This is a genomic window from Streptomyces axinellae (genome assembly GCF_039532135.1).
Classification (GTDB): domain Bacteria; phylum Actinomycetota; class Actinomycetes; order Streptomycetales; family Streptomycetaceae; genus Streptomyces; species Streptomyces axinellae.
In genome coordinates this window covers 1-19,701 of the sequence record NZ_BAAARJ010000010.1, presented here as the reverse complement: position 1 = coordinate 19,701, position 19,701 = coordinate 1, and the positions used below count along the sequence as shown (strand labels likewise).

Sequence of the window (19,701 nt, the reverse complement as noted above, 5' to 3'; positions counted from 1 at the left end):
GCCGTCACACGCCCAGCAAGTGGTCCATGGCGAGCTGATCAAGATGTTCGAACGCCATCCCGCGCGCCGCCGCCGCCTCGATGTCGAACTCCTCGTACGCGGTACGGTCGGCCAGCAGAGCCCTCGGCGTCTCCTCCGGGGCAAGTGTGGGCCGGGACAGTTCCTCCAGACCGGATACGCGCAGTGCCTCCCGTACGGCGGGGTCGGCGCGGAAGGCGGCGGCCCGCTCGCGCAGAATCAGATAGTTGCGCATACAGCCCGCGGCCGAGGCCCACACGCCGTCGGTGTCCTCGGTGCGCGGCGGCTTGAAGTCGAAGTGCCTCGGGCCGTCGTAGCCCCCGGTCTCCAGCAGGTCCACCAGCCAGAAGGCGGAGCGCAGGTCACCGGCGCCGAAGCGCAGGTCCTGATCGTACTTGATGCCGGATTGCCCGTTGAGGTCGAGGTGGAAGAGCTTGCCCGACCACATGGCCTGCGCGATGCCGTGCGGGTAGTTGAGCCCGGCCATCTGTTCGTGCCCGACTTCGGGATTGACGCCGAAGAGTTCGGAGCGCTCCAGACGCTCGATGAACGCGAGAGCATGTCCGACAGTCGGCAGGAGGATGTCGCCCCGGGGCTCGTTGGGCTTCGGCTCCACCGCGAAGCGCAGCCCGTAGCCCTGCTCGGTGACGTACTCGGCCAGCAGGTCGAAAGCTTCCTTCATCCGGTCGAGCGCTGCCCGTATGTCCTTCGACGCACCGGATTCCGCCCCCTCGCGGCCTCCCCAGGCCACATAGGTGTGCGCGCCCAGCTCGGCGGCGAGATCGATGTTGCGCATCGTCTTGCGCAGCGCGTAGCGGCGCACATCCCGGTCGTTGGCGGTGAAGGCGCCGTCCTTGAACACCGGGTGGGTGAACAGGTTGGTGGTCGCCATCGGGACACTCATCCCCGTGGCGTCCAGGGCCTGGCGGAAGCGTTTGACGTGGGCGTCGCGCTCCCCCTCCGAAGCACCGGAGGGAATGAGGTCGTCATCGTGGAACGTCACACCGTACGCGCCCAGTTCGGACAGGCGGTGCACCGATTCGACCGGGTCGAGTGGCGCCCTGGTCGCCTCGCCGAACGGGTCGCGGCCCTGCCAGCCCACAGTCCACAATCCGAAGCTGAACTTGTCCGCGGGTGTCGGCTCGTAGCTCATCCTGCCGCCTCTCCCCCGCGCCGACAGCCGTTCGGACAGGCGCGAGGCTATTCGTCATGGCCGTTGACAAATTAGTATGCGCGCAGCACCCGCACCGAAGGAAGGGAACGGTCCGCATGACCGCACCGGAAGGGCCGCTCGTCATCGGGGTCGACAGCTCCACGCAGTCCACCAAGGCCCTCGTCGTGGACTCGGCGACCGGAAGGGTCGTCGCACGGGGCCAGGCGCCGCACACCGTCTCCACGGGCGAGGGGCGCGAGTCCGACCCCGAGGAGTGGTGGCAGGCGCTCAAGACAGCCGTGGGTCTGTGCGGGCGCCCCGCGCTGGAGGCCGCCGCGGTCTCGGTGGCGGGTCAGCAGCACGGGCTCGTCACCCTGGACGGCACGGGAAAGCCGGTGCGCCCCGCGCTGTTGTGGAACGACGTGCGATCCGCACCCCAGCGCGATCGCCTGGTGGCCGAACTGGGCGGCCCCAAAGCGTGGGCCGAGCGCGTCGGCAGTGTGCCGGCCCCGGCCTTCACCGTCACCAAGTGGGCGTGGCTGAAGGACAACGAGCCGGATGCCGCACGTTCCGCTGCCGGGGTGCGTCTGCCGCACGACTTTCTCACCGAACGGCTCACGGGCCGGGCCACGACGGACAGGGGCGACGCCTCCGGCACCGGATGGTGGGCCTCGGCCACACAGTCCTACGACGAGGAGATCCTGCGGCTCGCCGAGCTGGATCACACACTGCTTCCGCAGGTGCTGGAGCCGGGCGAGGCGGCAGGGACGGTACGGGAGGCCGACGGCGGCTTCCTCACGCCGGGGACGCTGGTCGCAACCGGCACCGGGGACAACATGGCCGCGGCGCTGGGCCTGGGACTGCGCCCGGGGCAGCCGGTGCTCAGCCTCGGTACCTCGGGCACCGTCTACGCCGTATCCACGCGCCGTCCCGCCGACCCCTCGGGCACGGTCTCCGGATTCGCCGACGCGCACTCGGGCTGGCTCCCGCTGGCCTGCACTCTCAACTGCACGCTGGCCGTAGACCGGATGGCCGCGCTGCTCTCCCGTGACCGGGAGGATGTGGAGGCGGGCGGCGGAGTCACCGCGCTGCCCTTCCTGGATGGGGAACGCACTCCCAACCTGCCCTATGCGACGGGCCTGTTGGCGGGCCTCTCGCACTCCACGACCGGCGGACAAGTGCTCCAGGCCGCCTACGACGGAGCGGTGTTCGCCCTGCTGAGCGCCCTCGAACTCGTCCTGAACGGGGAACCGGAGGGCTCGCGAGGGCCGGCCGGTGAGCCGCTGCTGCTGATCGGCGGCGGCGCCAAGGGCGTCGCCTGGCGCGAGACGGTGCGCCGGCTCTCGGGCCGGCCCGTCCAGGTGCCGAAGGCGCAGGAGCTGGTGGCGCTGGGCGCCGCCGCACAGGCCGCCGGGCTGCTCCTGGGCGAGGACCCGGCCGCCGTCGCACGCCGCTGGAACACCGCCGAAGGCCCCTCCTTCGATCCGGTGGAGCGCGACGAGGCCGCTCTCGCCCGGCTCACGGGCCTGCTCGACGACGCGGACACACTCCTCAACCGGCCGCGCTGAGCCGTCACTTGCGCAGGGGAGCGGCAGCACTCAGCCGCCGCTCCCCTGCATGAGGGCCGCGCCCGCCACCAAGTGGGGGGGGGCGGGTGAAAATCCCCGCCATCCGGTGCGGCGCCCCAGCTCCCGGCCATCATCCGGACCATCCGGTCGAAGGGATCCGCACATGGCTGTCCCGGCCCCCGGCTCTCAGCGGGAGATACGCAGACGCAACCTGTCGCGGGTGCTGTATTCGGTCGCCGAACACGGGCCCTCCTCCCGTGCCTCCGCCGCCGCCCGGCTGGGGCTGACCCGGACGGCCGTCTCCACGCTGGTGGACGAGCTGCTGCGCGGCGGTCTGCTGGCCGAGCAGGGGCCCGAGTCACCCGGCGGGGGCCCGGGCCGCCCCGGAACCGCGCTCGCGCTCACCGACAGCGGCCCCTGCGGGCTGGGGGCGGAGATCGGCGTCGATCACCTGTCCGCGTGCGCTGTCGATCTGCGCGGACAGGTACGCGCACACATCCGGGTGGAGTCCCGGAGCCGTGACAGCAGCTCCGAGGCGGTACTGGGCCGGCTGGGGGCGCTGGTGGAAGAAGTGGCAAGCGCCGCCCGTGCGGTGGAACTGCGTCCCTCCGGCCTCGGGGTGGCCGTCCCCGGCCTGGTGGCCCGGGGGACCTCGACCGTCGTCCACGCACCCAACCTCGGCTGGCACGACATCGACATCGCACCCGTACTCGCCCAGGCGGTCAACAAGACGCAAGCCGGACCGCCCGGCAGGGGAGCCGGGCTCCCGGACGCCGGAGCCGGATTCCTGGAGGCGAAAGCCGCACGAGCAGCCCCCGCGCCGTCTCTCACCGTGGACAACGAAGCGAACCTGGCGGCTCTGGCGGAACTGTGGCGGGGCGGTGCCCGGATGCCGCGCGATTTCGTCCATGTCTCCGCCGAGGTAGGAATAGGCGCCGCTGTCGTCCTCGACGGCGAACTTCTGTGCGGCAGTCGGGGCTTCGCCGGCGAACTGGGCCACACTCCGGTGCGCCCGGACGGGCCACGCTGCGCCTGCGGAGGGCAAGGCTGCTTGGAACAGTACGCCGGAGAGAGAGCGATCCTGCGCGCCTCGGGCATCAAGGAGGCCGGCTCCAGGGAGGCGGGTTCCAGGGAGACCGCCCTCGCCGCGCTCGCGGAACGTGCGGCATCCGGTGAGCCGCAAGCGCTGCGGGCTCTGGGCGGCGCGGGTGAAGCGCTCGGCATCGCCTTGGCGGGGACAGTCAATCTTCTCGACCCGGGCGCGGTGGTGCTCGGCGGCACGCTGGCCCGCTTCGCCCCCTGGCTGCTGCCCTCCCTCAAAGAGCAGCTGACGTGCCGAACAGCCGCGCCCGGCTCGCTACCGGAGCTGTTGGTGTCCCAATTGGGCGCCGAGGGCCCGTTGCTGGGAGCCGCTCACACCGCCGTACGGGCGGTCCTCGACGACCCGCCTGCCTACGCGATGCGTCGCTGAGCCCGGGTGGGAGGGGGCCGGTGCCCCTGCCCTCCCGCCATCACCAGGCCCGCCCCGGAGCCCGCCCAGGTCCGCCCCGGGTCCGATCCAGAGCCGATCCAGAGCCGGGACGGGGACGGTGTCCGGGACCGGGAAGCGGCTACGGCGTGCCTGCGCGGCGACAGTGACGGATGCGGCACCGGGGACGGTGCGGCTGCGGGTGTCACTGCGGGCTGCTTCCCGCCGGGCGCGGCGCACCACGCGTACGCTGCTTCTCCGGATGGTTGAAGCGTTCACTGGTCAACCCAATGGCACGCGGGTGCGTGTCTTGGCAGCCCCTGGCCGGGCTGCCATCATCAACGCGCGTCAACTCACCGCGCACGTGCCCCATTGCCTCCACTCCCCCTCGCCCTTCCCCCACCGGGAGACACGATGGACTCAGCACGCCAGAACTCCTCGGACCACCGCGCACGCCCGAGCCTGCCATCGCGCCGCACGCTGCTGCGGGGCGGCGGTGTGGGTCTCGCCGTCGCGGCGGGCTTCGCCGGGGCCTCTCTGCTGCCCACGGGTGCCGCAGCGGCCCGTCCCAGACCGGCGCACGCCAAGGGTGCGCGCATCAACGGCGTTGACTACCCCGAGGCGGAATGGGTGCCCGCGGCCTCGGGCAACTTCACCGTCGCGGACCGTCCCTCCGAGTATCCGGTGGAGTTCGTGGTCGTCCACGTCACCCAGGAGACGTACGAGGACGCGCTTGCCATCTTCCAGAACCCCGCCAAGCAGGTCTCCTCGCACTACGTAGTGCGCTCCGCCGACGGGCATGTCGCCCAAGTGGTGCGGGAGAAGGACGTGGCCTGGCACGCGGGCAACTGGAACTACAACACCCGAAGCATCGGAGTCGAGCACGAGGGCTGGATCGACGAGCCGGACAAGTGGTTCACGGACGCCATGTACGAAGCCTCGGCGGCGCTGACGGCGAACATCTGCGCCCGGCACGGCATCCCCGTGGACCGCGCGCACATCATCGGCCACAACGAGGTCCCTGGAGCCGATCACACCGATCCGGGCCAGTACTGGGACTGGAGCCGCTACATCGAGTTGGTCCAGAGCCGCTAGCGGGCCGAGGCCCATCCCTCCGGCAGTTCCCAGGAGATCAGCTGTCGGGGCCAACCGCCTTTTGCGGGCCTATAGTTCAGTCCGGTCTCAAACCGTACGTTCGACCCGTTCAGCCCATCGTGTGACTACCGGCCGGAAGCCTTCTGCCGGACACCGGCCGCCCCCATGCTCAGCTTGTGAGGGGACGCAAGCGACGCGAGTGGCTGACAGCGGCAGCACTGGCCTGCACGGCTTTCGGGCTGGCCGGGGGTACGACGACCGCTCTGTGCGCAGAGCCGTCGGATCCCACGGAAGCAGCCCCGACGCGGCTGCCGGCGAAGCTCGCCGCAGCCGTACCGGCGGCGTCGGAGGAGACACCTGCCGGGGGACAGCCCCTGGGGCCGCGGTCAGGGCCGCGCCCCGGGCCCGGACTCCCCGGCGCCGCCGACAGACCGAGCACCACCGGACAGAGTCCGCCCGGAGGACACCCCGGCGGACTTGAGGCATCCGGGCCCGCGTCGCGGCCCGCGCCGGGCTACTTCGCGGCTCGCAGGCGGCCGGGCGCGGCGCTTCACAGATCCCGCCCCGCGAAGAGCCAGTCGCTGTCCGTCGTGGCGGGCGATGCCCGGGTGCACGCCTCATGGGGACATGGCCACTGGTGCTGTCATGGCCACTGGTGCCGGGGAGCTTTTCTCGATGTCGCAGCCGGGCAGGGCGTGTCCGTCGAGATGACCTCCGGCTGGCACCATCCGTGTCCCACACCCACACCCACGCCCACCCCCACTCCTCCGCCCAGTTCGCCGCCGACTCCTCCCAGCTCGCCGCCTCCGTCAGCGACGCCGACGCCTGCGCCCCCTGCGGAACCGCCGGCTCCCGTGCCGTCCTCACACCCCCCGTCGAGTCCGGTATCCGCGCGGCCCGTTCCGCCGGCTCCCCGGATCGCTCCGGTACGGCCTCTCTTGCGCCCTGCAACGCAGCCCCCGGAACCGAAATCGCCGAGGAGGTCCTCGTCCGCTCCTTCGCCGGCGAAGCCCTCGCCCTCCCACAGCGCCTTCGCAGCGCCCGCGCAGGCGGTGCCGGCGCGTCAACGGCCCGACGGGAGCATGTCGATGGTCACCCGTACATTGCTGGTGATCGCGCCTGCCGTGCTGGCGGCTGCCGCTCTGCGGCCCCGTTCCAGTAGCGGGCGGGCGTCGGGCGGAGCATCCGGTGAACCGTCCGGCTCGGGCGGTGCGAGTAGTCCTGGTGGCCCCGGCGGCCCCTGACTCTCCACCGCGCCGTCCGGCCATGCCCTGCTCTGTCCACCGGCCCCGCGCCGGGCGCCCTGGCCCGGACCCGGACGCCGATGGGCGGGCCGACCCGCTGCCGGGCCGCCGCCGCTCGACGGCCCATGCCGGCGCACCTGGTGCGCCGGCTCGCCGCCCGTCCCTCCTCACCAGTTCGCGATCTCTGGAGGCTCACCTTGTCCGACTGGCTCGTATTGACCCTCGGCGTACTTGCCGCCTGCGCGGTGGTCATCGCTGTCGTCCTGCTCAGACGGCGCAGGCCCGGGGATGACGACGATCCCTCGGAGACACCGGACGTGATCGAGTACATGTCCATGATGATCGGGGTCGTCTATGCGATCGTCCTCGGTCTGGCCATCGCGGGCGTCTGGGAAGCCCGCAGCACCGCCGACGCGGCCGTCTCCCAGGAAGCGCAGGCACTGCACGAGGTCAGTGAGCGGGTGCAGGTCTACCCGGCCAAGGAGCGCGAGCGGGTACGCCACGACGTCAACGCCTATGTCCGCTACACACTCGACAAAGAGTGGTCGTACATGGTCGATCACGACGCCCTCACCGACGAGGGCACCCGCCTGCTCGGCAAGGTGCGGCAGAGCGTGATGACCTTCGAGCCGGCGAACACGCAACAGGCACAGGCATATCAGGCGGCCGTGGACCAGGTCGCGGAGGCGGATACGGCACGCAGCGACCGGGCTTCGAGCGCGGAGCCGACCATGCCGGGTGTCGTATGGTTCGGGCTCATCGCGGGCGCCGTGATCTCGGTGGGAATGCTCTTCGTGCTCCAGATCCAGCGCTCCGGACGAGAATTGGTGCTGGCGGGAATCTTCACCGCCCTGCTCGCCTTCCTGCTCTTTTTGGTGTGGCACTTCGACTCCCCGTTCGCCCACGGTCTGGACGACTCGGCGGGTCCGTTCACCGTCTTGTTCCCCAAGGCATCGGGATCCTGATGGAGGAACCACGAGGGCCCGTCCCCGGGAGGGCGGCGGCAGCCCGGAAGACCGTTCTCGGAATCCGATTTCAGGCCCGGGACACGACGCGGATCAGCCTCCAGGGGGGGCGACTTCCGGAGGCTGATGGCGTTTTGACGTCCGCTTCTCGCGGTGCGGTGAACCTTCCAGTCCGGCTGGGGCGGTTGCAGCGTGCGGAGGGGTTCACAGCAACCGGAACCACCGGCACGTACGCGACCGGAGGTCGTTCGCTCAGCCGCCCGCGCTCCCCTCCCACGAAGGGCGGTGCCCGGCACCGCCGCGGTCACGACCGCCGACGCCGCGACCCCCGGCCGCCGCGGGCTTGATCAGCGCCTCGGCACAGGCGGCGGGACGAGGGGCCGATGCGCGCCGTGACGCCGCAGGAGCGGAGAGGCCGCAGGCGGGCCCCGGGGGGGGTCACGCCGTGGGCGATGTGTTCTCCTCGACCACCGGCAGCCCGGAGACGGACCGGCCGCGGGAGATCGTCTCCCCTCCCCGCGCTATCCGGAATGCCCGCTACCCCCAACCGGTGCCCGGCGTGCGGTGGCGGGTGAGATGCTGGCGGTCCCGAAGGCGAGAGATCTTGAAGGAGTTCCGGGTGTCCCTGCTCTTCCCCGCCCTGCACACCGCGTCCTCGCACACCGCGCTGCGCTTCGGTGACCGGGCCCTCAGCTTCCGTCAGCTCGCCGCGGCGGCGGGCGGTACGGCCGCCAGACTCGACAGCGCGGCCAGGGTGGCCGTCTGGGCGACTCCCACCCTGGAGACGGCCGTGGGTGTGGTGGCCGGGCTGCTGGCGGGCGTGCCCGTCGTACCGGTGAACCCGAAGAGCGGAGAGCGGGAGCTGGCGCACATCATCGCCGACAGCACGCCGGGGATGGTGCTGGCCGATCCGGAAGCCGAGCTTCCCGAACCGCTGGCCGCGCTGCCGCGCACCGACGTCGACGTAGGCGAGGAGGCCACGCAGGCCACCTGGGCGCTGCCGCCCGAGCCGAACGCCGAGTCGGCCGCGCTGATCGTGTACACGTCGGGGACGACCGGGCCGCCCAAGGGTGTCGTGCTCTCCCGGCGGGCGATCGCCAGCAATCTGGACGCGCTGGAGGAAGCCTGGCAGTGGACCTCTGACGACGTGCTGGTGCACGCCCTGCCGCTCTTCCATGTGCACGGGCTGATCCTGGGGGTGCTCGGCCCCCTGCGGCGCGGCGGCACCCTCCGCCACCTGGGCGGCTTCAGCACCCGGGGCGTGACGGAGGCCCTGGCGGGCGGCGGCACCATGCTGTTCGGTGTGCCGACGATGTACCACCGCCTCGCCAACGCGTGCGAGAGCGACCCTGACCTGGTGGCCTCGCTGGCCGGGGCGCGGCTGCTGGTCTCCGGCTCCGCCGCGCTGCCCCTGCATGACCACGACCGCCTCACGGCGGCGACCGGCAAGCGGATCATCGAGCGCTACGGCATGACCGAGACACTCATGAACACCACCGTGCGGGCCGACGGAGTGCCCCGTCCGGGCACGGTGGGGGTGCCATTGCGCGGTGTCGATGTCCGCACGGTGGACGAGGCGGGCAGCCGCGTGCCCGCCGAGGACACCGAAACCGTCGGCGAGCTGCAGGTACGCGGACCCAACCTGTTCACCGAGTACCTCAACCGCCCGGACGCGACCACCGAAGCCTTCGACGGCGGCTGGTTCCGCACCGGCGACATGGCCACACGGGACGCCGACGGGTACGTGCGCATTGTCGGCCGCAAGGCCACCGACCTGATCAAAAGCGGCGGATACAAGATCGGCGCGGGTGAGATCGAGAACGTGCTCCTGGGCCACCCGGCGGTTGCGGAGGCGGCCGTCACCGGCGAACCGGACGAGGACCTGGGAGAGCGCATCGTCGCCTGGATCGTGCCCGCCGACGCCCAGCAGCGGCCGGACGAGAGAGAGCTGGCCGACCTCGTCGCCCGGCAGCTCGCGCCGCACAAGAGGCCCCGGGAGGTCCGCTTCCTGGACGCGCTGCCGCGCAACGACATGGGCAAGGTGAAGAAGCGGGAGCTGCCGGGGCAGGGCTGAGCTTCCCGTCAGAACTCAGAGATCAGAGGCCGGAGGCCAAAGTTCGAAGGCAAGAGGCGGACGTGTTTCGCCCCTGTTCGGCATTCTCGTGATTCGCCGGGCGCGCAGGCGGCGTTCGCCTGGGCCTGTCGGTGCACCGGGCTGCCGCATACCGGACCGCCCACCGGAATCCGTCGTGAACTTTTCCGCAGGACCGGTCATCGAACGGGGTACGGCTCAGGGGAAGCGAGCGAGCCAACACCCCCGGCTCCCCCCTGGCAATCGGCGTACAGGACCGAGGAAATGAACAGAGCAGAGTGGCGGCAGTGACACAGCAGCAGCGCGCGGCACAGGCAACCGGACGATCCGAGGAGACCCGAACCGGCCCACGGCGCCTCACCAGGAACACGCGCCTGGCAGCAGTCGCTGCCACAGGGCTGGCAGCGGCGACGCTGTTGACCGGATGCAGCGGACAAGGAGCGGAAGCGTCCGCACCCAAGAAGGTGGTCGGAAAGGCAGCACCCGTGGTCGGGGATGCCTCCAAGGACGCGGCGAAGAAGAACGGCGCCTCTCCCTCTTCGCCGGCGAAATCCTCCGGCGGCGGCAGTGCCGGGGATGACACGTCGTCGACCGGTCCGACGGAGGACAAGGCCGGGGGAAGCTCCTCCGGAGGAGAAACGGGCGGCTCCGGAGAGGGGCCGTCCGGTTCCGGGGCCTGCAAGACCTCCCAACTCGCCTTCAGCACCTCCAACGGTGCGGGCCAGGGCAGCATCCTCGTCAACATGAAGAACACCGGCTCCGCCGCCTGCACCCTCAACGGCTTCCCCGGAGCCGACCTCAGCGGTGCCGACGGCACCCTCAACGCCAGCCGCACCGACCTTCCGGCAACGCCCGTCAGCGTCAAACCCGGCCAGTCAGCCCATTTCAGCCTGAACTACACGCCCAACGAGTCCGGCGGCAGCGGTGTGACGTTCGACAGCGTCGTGGTCACCCCGCCGAACGAAACGCATTCGCAGACCCTGCCCGTCAGCGTCAACCTCGCCGTCGCCGACAATGACAGCTCCTCCGTCACGGTCGATCCCGTCAGCGCGGGCTGACCGTTCCGCCCGGATCAGGAGTTTCGCCGGACGGGCCGCGGCTTCCACCTCCGGGGAGGGCCGTGACGGGTGCGGCGATCACGCCCGGGCCGCTGTCCAGCTCCCGCCGGAGGGGGCTGGCGCCCCGGCTCGCTGTTCTCCCCTACCGACCGCGTGGGCGAGGCGGCGGTAGGAGTCGAGCCGGTCGGCCGGGTCGTAGGTGTTGAGGGTCAGCAGAATCTCATCAGCGCCCGTGCGCTTAGCGAGCGCGGCCAGGGCTTCGGTCACTTCGGGGCCGGTGCCGTGGAGTTGGGAGAGGCGCGCCTCCTCGAAGGCTCCGCGCTCCCTCGGCGTCATCGTGCGGGCCAGCACCTCGTCCGCCGGGATGAGCGGGGCGAAGGAACCCCGTGTTCTGGAGACGGCAGCGGACCATGCCTCGGGGATCTGCAGCCGTGCCGCCTCTTCGCGGGTGTCGGCGACCGCGGCGTTCACCGCGACGATGACGTAGGGTGCGGAACCTTCCTCGCGCGGGCGGAAGTCCTCGCGGTAGGCGCGGACCGCCTCGCGGGTGCGCTCCTCGTCGCGGGAGGCCCCGATGACCAGCGGCAGCCCGTGTTCCGCCGCGATGGCCGCTCCGGAGCCGACCGCGAGGACAAAGGGCGGCACTCGCAAGCCCTCGGCGGGCCGGGCCCGCACAAGGCCGGTCCCTTCGAAGTAGCCGAGCAGCTCGGAGATCTGCTCGCCGAAGCCGTCTGCCGCCTCCTTACCGACACGGAGTGCCTTGCGTATGCCGTCGGTGAAGCCGACCGAGCGCCCCAGGCCCATGTCGATGCGGCCGGGGAAGAGCGACTCCAGCACCCCGAACTGTTCGGCGACCACCAGCGGCTGATGGTTGGGCAGCATGACTCCGCCGGTGCCGACGCGGATGTGTGCGGTCGCGGAGGCAATGGCTGAGGCCAACACGGTCGGGGCCGAGCCCGCGATACCTGGGACCGCGTGATGCTCGGAGACCCAGAAGCGCAGGAATCCCAGCTCTTCGGCCTGCTGCGCGAACCGCACCGTCTCGCGCAACGCCTGGGCCGGATGCTCGCCCTCACGGGTGAGTGAGCGGTCGAGGACCGACAGGTGCACCGGGAGCCCTTGTAGTGGAGTCACCTTTGTGACAACAAACGAGCCCGCTCAGGATTCCCGCCCCGGTGGGCTTCCGCTCCCTCGGCCTCCGGATTCCGGCCCGCGCTCCCGATCCCGACGCGGGCTCCGGCTCGGGCCGGCTCCGGCCCGCGTCCCTGGCCGGTTCCGGGCCCGCCTCCCGCCCGCGCCCTCAGCTCTCTCCGGCCTCGGCGTCCTCCTGGAGTCCGGCGTCGTGGACGAGCAGCGCGATCTGGACGCGGTTGTTCAGGCCGAGTTTGGTCAGGATGCGGGAGACGTGCGTCTTGACCGTCGGCAGGCTCATGTAGAGCGTCGCGGCGATCTCGGCGTTCGCACTGCCCGAGCCGACCGCCACCGCGACCTCCCGCTCGCGCTCGCCGAGCCGGCCGAGGGCCTCCCGGGCGCGGGCCCGGCGGCTGTCCTGGCCCGCCGGGGTGACGTGCTCGATGAGCTGGCGGGTCACCGCGGGTGAGAGCACGGGCTCGCCCGCCGCGACCTTGCGTACGGCGGCGAGAATCTCAGCGGGCGGGGTGTCCTTGAGCAGGAAGCCCGCAGCTCCAGCACGAAGGGCCCGCAGCACCTGCGCGTCGGCGTGGAAGGTCGTCAAGACAATGACCTCGGGCGACTGGTCGCGCGCACGCAGCACCTCCGTCGCGGCCAGGCCGTCCATGGTGGGCATCCGGATGTCCATGAGGATCACGCCTGGCCGGTGCTCCTCGACCAACGGCAACACCTCGCTGCCGTCCGCCGCCTCTCCTGCGATCTCGATGTCGGAGGCTCCGTCCAGCATCAGCCGGAGCCCGGCCCGTACCAGCGCATCGTCGTCGACAAGGAGCACGCGAAGGGTCATGCGCACACGGTAGCCAGCCATGCGGACCGCCGGCCACGGAGGGATGTTCAGCCCCCGGCCCGGTCGGACCAGGCGGGGCCACGGCCGGGGCAGGGGCCAGAGCCGAGGTCAGGCTCCCGGCCGGGGTCCTGACCGGTTCGGCCCTGCCAGGTCGCCGCACCGGGCGTGAAACGGGGCGCGTCTCACGGGTGGCCGGCCCCGGCCGGTGTCTCCCAGTCGATGCGGTAGTGGAGCAGCCAGTTGGCGTCACCGGTCCGAGGGGTGCCCGCCACGGGGACGCGCGTCGGGGCGCCCTGGGAGGCAGCCTCGGAAGCGCGGTCAGAGCTGGGCGAGCCGCCGGGGTCGGAGGCTTCCGGGCCCGCGCTCCCTGGTTCTGCTTGCTCGCGGCCGGTCCGCGTGCCGGGAACCACGCGGTTGTTCAACTGGGCGCTGCGCTCGACCACGGCCTCCACCCGCTCTCTGCGCAGTCGTTCGAACTCCGCGAAAGCCTCGCCCGGGCCGGGCAGATCGCGCAGGCATTTGGCGAGCACCACGCTGTCCTCGATCGCCATGGAGGCGCCCTGGGCAGCGTTCGGCGCGGCGGCGTGCGCGGCATCGCCCAGGATGATCAGCGGGCCCCGGGACCACACCGGGGTGCTGGCGATGTCGTAGGCGTTGCTGGCGACGATCTCGTCCCCCGTGGCCCGGACGATGTCGGCCGCCGGCGAGGCGTCATCCGCGAACAGGCCCGCGACGTGTTCCCGCCACCGCGCCTTCTGTAGGGGTGTCTCCGTCGCCAGTTGTCCGCGATCCAGTTCCGGGCCCGGGGTGTTCGCGAACCACCAGACCTCTCCTCCCGGTGCCATCGTGCAGCCGAGGAAGGCGCGCGTTCCCTGGATCATCCGGTAGGTGCCCGGTGCCGGAGCGGCTTCGGGCTGGACGTTCGCGGCGTAGCCGCACACCGTGGTCTGGCCGGTGTGGCGCGGTCTGGGCGCCTGGGAGTCGATGAGGCCACGGGTCACGGAGTGGATGCCGTCCGCCCCGATCAGCAGATCGCCCCCGGCGCTGCTGCCGTCGGCGAACCGCGCGGTGACCCGGCCGTCCGAAGCCGTCTGCGCGGAGACGAGGCGCTTGGCGTGCTCGATGCGGATGCCCCGGCGGGCCGCCTCGTCGTGCAGCGCGCGGTGGAGAGCGGCCCGCCGCAGAGTGCGCGGTCCGAGAACCTCGCCCCCGGCCGAACTCCGCCCCTCATCTGTCGCGCCCGCCTCGTCCGCCCTGCCCGCCCCGCCTCTCTTGTCCGCCTTGCCGGCCTTTCCGGGCGAGGATTCCCGGCCGGAGACGGGCCGGATACCGAGACTGTCTCCGGTGTGCGAGAGCATTTCGACGCGCTCGGCCGGGAAGGACACATCCAGCACGGGCCGGTGCGCGTCGATGGTGCGCAGCGCCTCCAGTCCGTTGTGGAAGAGCACGAGGAATGCGCCCACGTCGTCCGCGCCCGTCGGATAGGACTCGTAGACGGTCGAGCCGATGCCCGCCTTGTGCAGGGACATCGCCGTCACCGCGCCCGCGATGCCTCCGCCGACGATGAGGGCATGGGTCATTCCGCCTCCAGCTGTGCCTTGCCGTTGCCGATCCGTCCGACCTTACGGACCTCACTCGAAGCTCTGAGGTTGCCCGTGTTCGCCCGGCTCACTCTTTCCGGCAGGCTTCGCCCAGGGCGGCTCGGAGATAGGGCGCGGTGGCACTGGTGGTGGAGCGGGCCACCTCGGCGGGCGTCCCGGCGGCGACAATCCGCCCGCCGCGCCCCCCCTCCCCCGGGCCCGAGGTCGATGACCCAGTCGGCTCCCGCGATGACCGTCAGATCGTGCTCGACGACCACGACGCTGTGCCCGGCCCGCACCAGACCGTGCAACTGCCGCAGCAGCACGGCGGTATCGGCCGGATGCAGTCCGGTGGTGGGCTCGTCCAGGAGGTAGAGGGTGTGTCCGCGCCGGGTCCGCTGGAGTTCCCCGGCCAGCTTGATCCGCTGGGCCTCGCCGCCGGACAGCTCTGTCGCGGGCTGTCCCAGCCGCAGATAGCCGAGCCCGACCCGCCGCAGAGCCGTCAGCCCGCGCACGGCGGCGGGGACGTCCGTGAGGAACTCGGCCGCCCTGTCCACCGTCATCTCCAGTACGTCCGCGATGGTCGCGCCCCGGTAGGTGATCTGGAGGGTCTCGGGGTTGTAGCGGGCCCCGTGACAGTCGGTGCAGGGGGCGTAGGTGCCCGGCAGGAACAGCAGTTCGACGGCGATGTAGCCCTCGCCCTGGCAGGTGGGGCAGCGGCCCTCGGCGACGTTGAAGGAGAAGCGGCCCGCGCCAAAGCCGCGCGCCTTGGCCTCGTCGGTGGCGGCGAAGACCTTCCGTACCGCATCGAACAATCCCGTGTAGGTGGCCAGATTCGATCGCGGCGTGCGGCCGATGGGCTTCTGATCGACACGGACGAGCCGGTCCACCGCCTCCAGTCCCTTGGCAACGGCGGTCCCCGTCTCGCGGTCCTCGGCCGAACCGGGTCCCGCCCCGCCCTCGGCCTCCTCGTCCTCCTCCACCCCGGCGCCCACGCGGAGGGCGGCACCTGCCCGGCCGGTGCCGGTGCTCGCTCCGGTTCCGGTGTGATCGGCGACGAGACCGGCCAGTACCTGGCTGACCAGGGTGGACTTTCCGGAACCGGAGACTCCGGTGACCGCCGTGAAGACCCCGAGCGGAATCTCGACGTCCAGTCCCTTGAGGTTGTGCCGCGACACCCCCTCCAGGGTCAGCCGGCGCTCCGCTCTCCGAGGTCCCCCGTGTGCCGCACCGCCCGGCCCCTCAGCCCCTTCCGACCCGTTCGAACCTTCCGGTCCGCCCGCACCCTCGGCCTCCTCCGACCCAGCGCCCCGCCCAGCCGTCCTGGGCGCAGGCTGGGCCGGCTCGGGAAAGAGATAGCGCCGGGTGGCCGACTCCGCGACGTGGGCCAGCCCTGGCACGGGCCCGCTGAAGAGCACCTCTCCCCCGTTCTCGCCTGCCAGCGGGCCCACGTCCACGACCCAGTCGGCCCGCCGCACCACCGCCATGTCGTGTTCGACGACGAACAGCGAGTTGCCCGCCGCCTTGAGCCGGTCCAGCACCGTCAACAGCGCCTCCGTATCGGCCGGATGGAGACCGGCCGAGGGCTCGTCGAGGACGTAGACGACGCGGAAGAGACCCGAGCGCAACTGCGTCGCCAGCCGCAGCCGTTGCAGCTCGCCCGCGGAGAGGGTGGGGGTGGGCCGGTCCGTGCTCAGGTAGCCGAGACCCATTTCGGTGAGGATCTCGATCCGGGAGACGAGGTCGCGGGAGAGAGTGGCGGCCACGCTCTCCTGGATCCCGATCTCCCGGCTCTCCTCCCCGCGAAGCCTCTCCCCTTCGCCTCCCTTGCCGCCCTTGCCTCCCTCCCCTCCAGGATCCGGCCCTCCTGCCTCCGCGCTGGGGCGCAGGACCCCGGCGAGCCGCTCCAGCGGGAGTGCGGCCAGCTCGGCGATGTCCCGGCCCGCGAAAGTGACCGCCAGCGCTTCGGGCCGCAGGCGCCTGCCACCGCACACCGGACAGTCCGCGCTCACCAAGAAGCGCCGCACCCGCTGCCGCAGGGTCGCGCTCTTCGTGTCGGCGAAGGTGTGCAGGACGTAGCGCTTCGCGCTCTGATAGGTGCCCTGGTACGGCCGGTGGATCCGTCCGGCCTCCCGCACGGGATGGACGGTCACCACGGGCTGCTCATCGGTGAACAGGAGCCACTCCCGCTCCTCGCTCGGCAGCTCCCGCCAGGGCCGGTCGATGTCGTAGCCCAGGGTGGCCGTGATGTCCCGCAGATTCTTGCCCAGCCAGGCTCCGGGCCAGGCCGCGATGGCGCCCTCCCGGATCGTGAGGGAGGGATCGGGCACCAGCGAGTCCTCGGTGACGCGGTGGACCGTCCCCAGTCCGTGGCACTCGGGGCAGGCGCCGGCCGCGGTGTTCGGCGAGAACGCGTCGGAATCCAGTCGCTGCGCGCCTGCCGGGTAGCTTCCGGCGCGGGAGAAGAGCATGCGCAGTGAATTCGAGAGAGTCGTGACGGTGCCGACCGACGAGCGGCCCGTGGGCGCGGACCGCCGCTGTTCCAGGGCCACTGCCGGCGGCAGTCCCGTGACCTCCTCCACCTTGGGCGCTCCGACCTGGTGGATCAGCCGCCGGGCGTACGGGGCGACGGATTCGAAGTAGCGGCGCTGCGCCTCCGCGTACAGCGTCCCGAAGGCGAGCGAGGACTTGCCGGAGCCGGAGACGCCGGTGAAGACGACCAGTGCGTCCCGTGGGATGTCCACGTCGGCGCCCCGCAGATTGTGCTCGCGGGCGCCGCGCACCCTCACATAACCGTCATCGCTCATTCGTCCATGATCGGCCACCGGCCCGGCGGCTCGCATCAGCGGGTGGGTGCGTGGGAGAGGGCAGCGGGTGGTACCCATGGCCGCCATGGAGTGGTTCACACCGTGGTTCTCCGCACCCGGGTACGGGCTGAGCCGACTGGTGCTGCAGCGTGCGCTCGCCGGTGTCTATCTCATCGCCTTCCTCTCGGCGGCGTTCCAGTTCCGGGCGCTGCTGGGCGAGCGCGGGCTGCTGCCGGCGGCGGCATTCGTTCGGCGCGTGCCCTTCCGTGCCACGCCGAGCCTGTTCCACTGGCGCTGCTCGGATCGTTTCACCGGGGGCTGTGCCTGGGTGGGGGCCGCGCTCGCCGCTGCGGTGGTGGGGGGCGCGGCGGACGCCGTGCCGCTGTGGGCCGCGATGATGATGTGGGCGCTGCTGTGGTTCCTCTACCTCTCGTTCGTGAACGTGGGCCAGATCTTCTACGGCTTCGGCTGGGAGTCCCTGCTGCTCGAAGCCGGCTTCCTCGCGATCTTTCTGGGCAACGCGCACACCGCCCCGCCCGTGCCGGCGCTGTGGCTGATGCGCTGGCTGCTGTTCCGGGTGGAGTTCGGAGCCGGTCTGATCAAGTGGCGCGGCGACCGTTGCTGGCGCGATCTCACCTGCCTCTACTACCACCACGAGACCCAGCCGATGCCCGGCCCGCTGAGCTGGTATTTCCACCATCTGCCCAAGCCGCTGCACCGTGCGGAAACAGCCGCCAACCACTTCGCCCAGCTCGTTGTCCCCTTCGGGTTGTTCTTCCCGCAGCCCGTGGCCACCGTCGCGGCGGGGATCGTCGTCATCACCCAGCTCTGGCTGGTCCTTTCGGGCAACTTCGCCTGGCTGAACTGGCTGACGATCGTCTTCGCCCTCGCCGCCCTCGACCTCTCCCCCGTCGCCGGTACCCGTTCCTACGATCCGACGCCGCTGTGGTTCGCCGTGGTCGTATGCGCGGCTTCCGTCCTCATCCTGGTGCTCAGTTACTGGCCGGCCCGCAATCTGCTCAGCCGTACGCAGCAGATGAACCGCTCGTTCAACTCCCTCCATCTGGTCAACACCTACGGTGCCTTCGGCAGCATCTCCCGGGTCCGGCAGGAGATCGTGCTGGAGGGCACCGACGCGGAGCGGGTCGGCCCCGAGACGGTGTGGCGGGAGTACGAGTTCAAGGGCAAGCCGGGCGATGTGCGGCGGCTGCCACGGCAGTTCGCGCCCTACCACCTGCGGCTGGACTGGCAGATGTGGTTCGCCGCGCTCTCCCCCGCCTACACTCGCGGCTGGTTCGAACCGCTCGTCGCCCGGCTGCTGGAGAACGACCGGGCAGCCTTGCGGCTGCTGCGCACCAACCCGTTCCCGGACCGGCCGCCGACACATGTGCGCGCTGTGCTCTACAGCTACCGCTTCACCACGTGGGCGGAGCGAAAGGCGAACGGGGCGTGGTGGCACCGCACTTGGGTGCGGGAGTTCCTGCCACCGGTGCACGTCGTATCGGGCTCGGACCACGACGCGGGACGCCCCTGAGCCACCGGCAGCACTCCCCTATAGCACCAGCCATTTGCACCAGACACTTTTTGCGCACCCTCCTCATAAATATGCATCCACCACACATCATGCTTCATACATGAGGCATGTACGATGCACATCCGTCCCGCAACAGATCTGAGGAAGCCCTTCATGGACGCTCCCCAACCCGCAGCCCGCGCGGGCAGCGTGGTCATCACGCTGGCCTTCGCCGGCATCACCGCGGCGATCATGCAGACGCTGGTCACCCCGCTCCTCGCCGACCTCCCGAAGTTGCTGCACACCACCCCCTCGAACGCCGCCTGGGTGATCACCGCGACCCTCGTGATGGGCGCCGTCTGCGTTCCGGTCTTCGGCCGTCTCGGCGACCTGTTCGGCAAGCGCCGGATGCTGCTCGCGTGCTCGGTGCCGCTGATCGCCGGCTCCGTGGTGTGCGCGCTCTCCTCCTCCGTCGTCCCGATGATCGTCGGGCGCGGGATGCAGGGCATGGGTATGGGCATGGTGCCGCTGGGCATCGCCCTGCTGCGTGACGTGGTGCCCCAGGAGAAGCTCAGCTCCTCCATCGCCCTGGTCAGCGCCTCCATGGGCATCGGCGGCGGACTGGGCCTGCCCATCGCCGCCGCGGTCGCCCAGTACGCCAACTGGCGCGCGCTGTTCTGGGGTTCCGCCGCACTGGCCGCGGTGATCGCCGTCCTGCTCTGGTTCTGCATCCCGGATGTGCCTCCCGCCGCCAAGGGCCAGCGCTTCGATGCGCCCGGGGCACTCGGGCTGGCGGCGGGACTTGGGGCTCTGCTCCTGGCGGTCTCCAAAGGCGGCGACTGGGGCTGGACTTCGGGAACGATCCTGGGTCTGTTCGCTGCCGCGATCGTGGTGCTGCTCGTCTGGGGCGCTTGGGAGATACGCACTCGCGACCCACTCATCGACCTGCGCACCACAGCGCGGCCACGGGTGCTGCTCACCAACGTCGCCTCGGTCTTCGTCGGCTTCGGCATGTACGCGAGCATGCTGGTGATCCCGCAGTTGCTCCAGTTCCCCGCAGCAACCGGCTACGGGCTCGGCCAGTCCATGGTCGAGGCCGGGCTGTGGATGGCGCCCGGCGGCATCATGATGATGCTCGTCTCGCCACTGGGCGGAAAGCTCA

Annotated in this window: 14 protein-coding genes; 9 read left to right on the top strand and 5 right to left on the bottom strand. The window is 71.2% G+C overall.

Translation table 11 applies throughout. The features are described 5' to 3' along the window. Positions 1–4: 4 nt before the first annotated feature. A complete protein-coding gene (xylA, locus tag ABD339_RS16440) occupies positions 5–1,171 on the bottom strand; it encodes a xylose isomerase (RefSeq protein ID WP_344566727.1) in 1,167 nt (388 codons plus the stop codon). A 116-nt stretch (positions 1,172–1,287) separates the two neighbouring features. On the opposite strand from xylA, the gene xylB reads away from it, so the two are divergent. The 7 genes from xylB to ABD339_RS16405 all read left to right on the top strand — a co-directional run bounded on the left by xylB (position 1,288) and on the right by ABD339_RS16405 (position 10,661). Then, positions 1,288–2,739 (top strand): xylulokinase, encoded by a 1,452-nt coding sequence (gene xylB, locus ABD339_RS16435; protein ID WP_344566725.1) that lies wholly within the window; start codon positions 1,288–1,290, stop codon positions 2,737–2,739. A 163-nt stretch (positions 2,740–2,902) separates the two neighbouring features. After that, positions 2,903–4,210 (top strand): ROK family protein, encoded by a 1,308-nt coding sequence (locus ABD339_RS16430; protein ID WP_344566723.1) that lies wholly within the window; start codon positions 2,903–2,905, stop codon positions 4,208–4,210. A 411-nt stretch (positions 4,211–4,621) separates the two neighbouring features. Beyond that, positions 4,622–5,302 (top strand): N-acetylmuramoyl-L-alanine amidase, encoded by a 681-nt coding sequence (locus ABD339_RS16425; protein WP_344566721.1) that lies wholly within the window; start codon positions 4,622–4,624, stop codon positions 5,300–5,302. 730 nt (positions 5,303–6,032) lie between these two features. Then, entirely contained in the window at positions 6,033–6,464 is a 432-nt protein-coding gene (locus ABD339_RS16420; RefSeq protein ID WP_344566719.1) for a hypothetical protein, read from the top strand. Positions 6,465–6,743: 279 nt separating this feature from the next. Continuing rightward, positions 6,744–7,511 carry a bestrophin-like domain gene (locus tag ABD339_RS16415; RefSeq protein WP_344566717.1) on the top strand — a complete coding sequence of 256 codons (768 nt, stop codon included), beginning with the start codon at positions 6,744–6,746 and terminating at the stop codon, positions 7,509–7,511. A 619-nt stretch (positions 7,512–8,130) separates the two neighbouring features. Beyond that, positions 8,131–9,585, top strand: a complete 1,455-nt coding sequence (locus tag ABD339_RS16410) for an acyl-CoA synthetase (protein WP_344566715.1) — start codon at positions 8,131–8,133, stop codon at positions 9,583–9,585. 305 nt (positions 9,586–9,890) lie between these two features. After that, complete coding sequence (locus ABD339_RS16405; protein WP_344566713.1) at positions 9,891–10,661, top strand: DUF4232 domain-containing protein; 771 nt, start codon at positions 9,891–9,893, stop codon at positions 10,659–10,661. Positions 10,662–10,739: 78 nt separating this feature from the next. Here ABD339_RS16405 and ABD339_RS16400 read toward each other — a convergent pair whose 3' ends face one another. The 4 genes from ABD339_RS16400 to ABD339_RS16385 form a co-directional block, all read right to left on the bottom strand. Next, on the bottom strand, positions 10,740–11,795 hold the full coding sequence (locus ABD339_RS16400; RefSeq protein WP_344566711.1) for an LLM class flavin-dependent oxidoreductase: 1,056 nt from the start codon (positions 11,793–11,795) through the stop codon (positions 10,740–10,742). A 166-nt stretch (positions 11,796–11,961) separates the two neighbouring features. After that, positions 11,962–12,639 (bottom strand): response regulator, encoded by a 678-nt coding sequence (locus ABD339_RS16395; RefSeq protein ID WP_344566708.1) that lies wholly within the window; start codon positions 12,637–12,639, stop codon positions 11,962–11,964. Positions 12,640–12,821: 182 nt separating this feature from the next. Beyond that, positions 12,822–14,219 (bottom strand): FAD-dependent monooxygenase, encoded by a 1,398-nt coding sequence (locus tag ABD339_RS16390; protein WP_344566705.1) that lies wholly within the window; start codon positions 14,217–14,219, stop codon positions 12,822–12,824. Next, positions 14,216–17,026, bottom strand: a complete 2,811-nt coding sequence (locus tag ABD339_RS16385; RefSeq protein ID WP_344566703.1) for an excinuclease ABC subunit UvrA — start codon at positions 17,024–17,026, stop codon at positions 14,216–14,218. Before ABD339_RS16385 ends, ABD339_RS16390 begins: the two co-directional genes overlap by 4 nt. 76 nt (positions 17,027–17,102) lie before the next feature. Here ABD339_RS16385 and ABD339_RS16380 point away from each other — a divergent pair, with 76 nt between their 5' ends. Then, positions 17,103–18,560, top strand: a complete 1,458-nt coding sequence (locus tag ABD339_RS16380; protein WP_425576010.1) for a lipase maturation factor family protein — start codon at positions 17,103–17,105, stop codon at positions 18,558–18,560. A gap of 153 nt (positions 18,561–18,713) precedes the next feature. Further along, on the top strand, positions 18,714–19,701 hold a 988-nt coding region (locus tag ABD339_RS16375; RefSeq protein ID WP_344566701.1), incomplete at its 3' end, for an MFS transporter.

Bases quoted from the DNA above. Each gene is read 5' to 3' on its own strand.
- xylA (WP_344566727.1), bottom strand. From the start codon at position 1,171: ATGAGCTACGAGCCGACACCCGCGGACAAGTTCAGCTTCGGATTGTGG.
- xylB (WP_344566725.1), top strand. From the start codon at position 1,288: ATGACCGCACCGGAAGGGCCGCTCGTCATCGGGGTCGACAGCTCCACG.
- ABD339_RS16430 (WP_344566723.1), top strand. From the start codon at position 2,903: ATGGCTGTCCCGGCCCCCGGCTCTCAGCGGGAGATACGCAGACGCAAC.
- ABD339_RS16425 (WP_344566721.1), top strand. From the start codon at position 4,622: ATGGACTCAGCACGCCAGAACTCCTCGGACCACCGCGCACGCCCGAGC.
- ABD339_RS16395 (WP_344566708.1), bottom strand. From the start codon at position 12,639: ATGACCCTTCGCGTGCTCCTTGTCGACGACGATGCGCTGGTACGGGCC.
- ABD339_RS16390 (WP_344566705.1), bottom strand. From the start codon at position 14,219: ATGACCCATGCCCTCATCGTCGGCGGAGGCATCGCGGGCGCGGTGACG.
- ABD339_RS16385 (WP_344566703.1), bottom strand. From the start codon at position 17,026: ATGAGCGATGACGGTTATGTGAGGGTGCGCGGCGCCCGCGAGCACAAT.
- ABD339_RS16380 (WP_425576010.1), top strand. From the start codon at position 17,103: ATGGCCGCCATGGAGTGGTTCACACCGTGGTTCTCCGCACCCGGGTAC.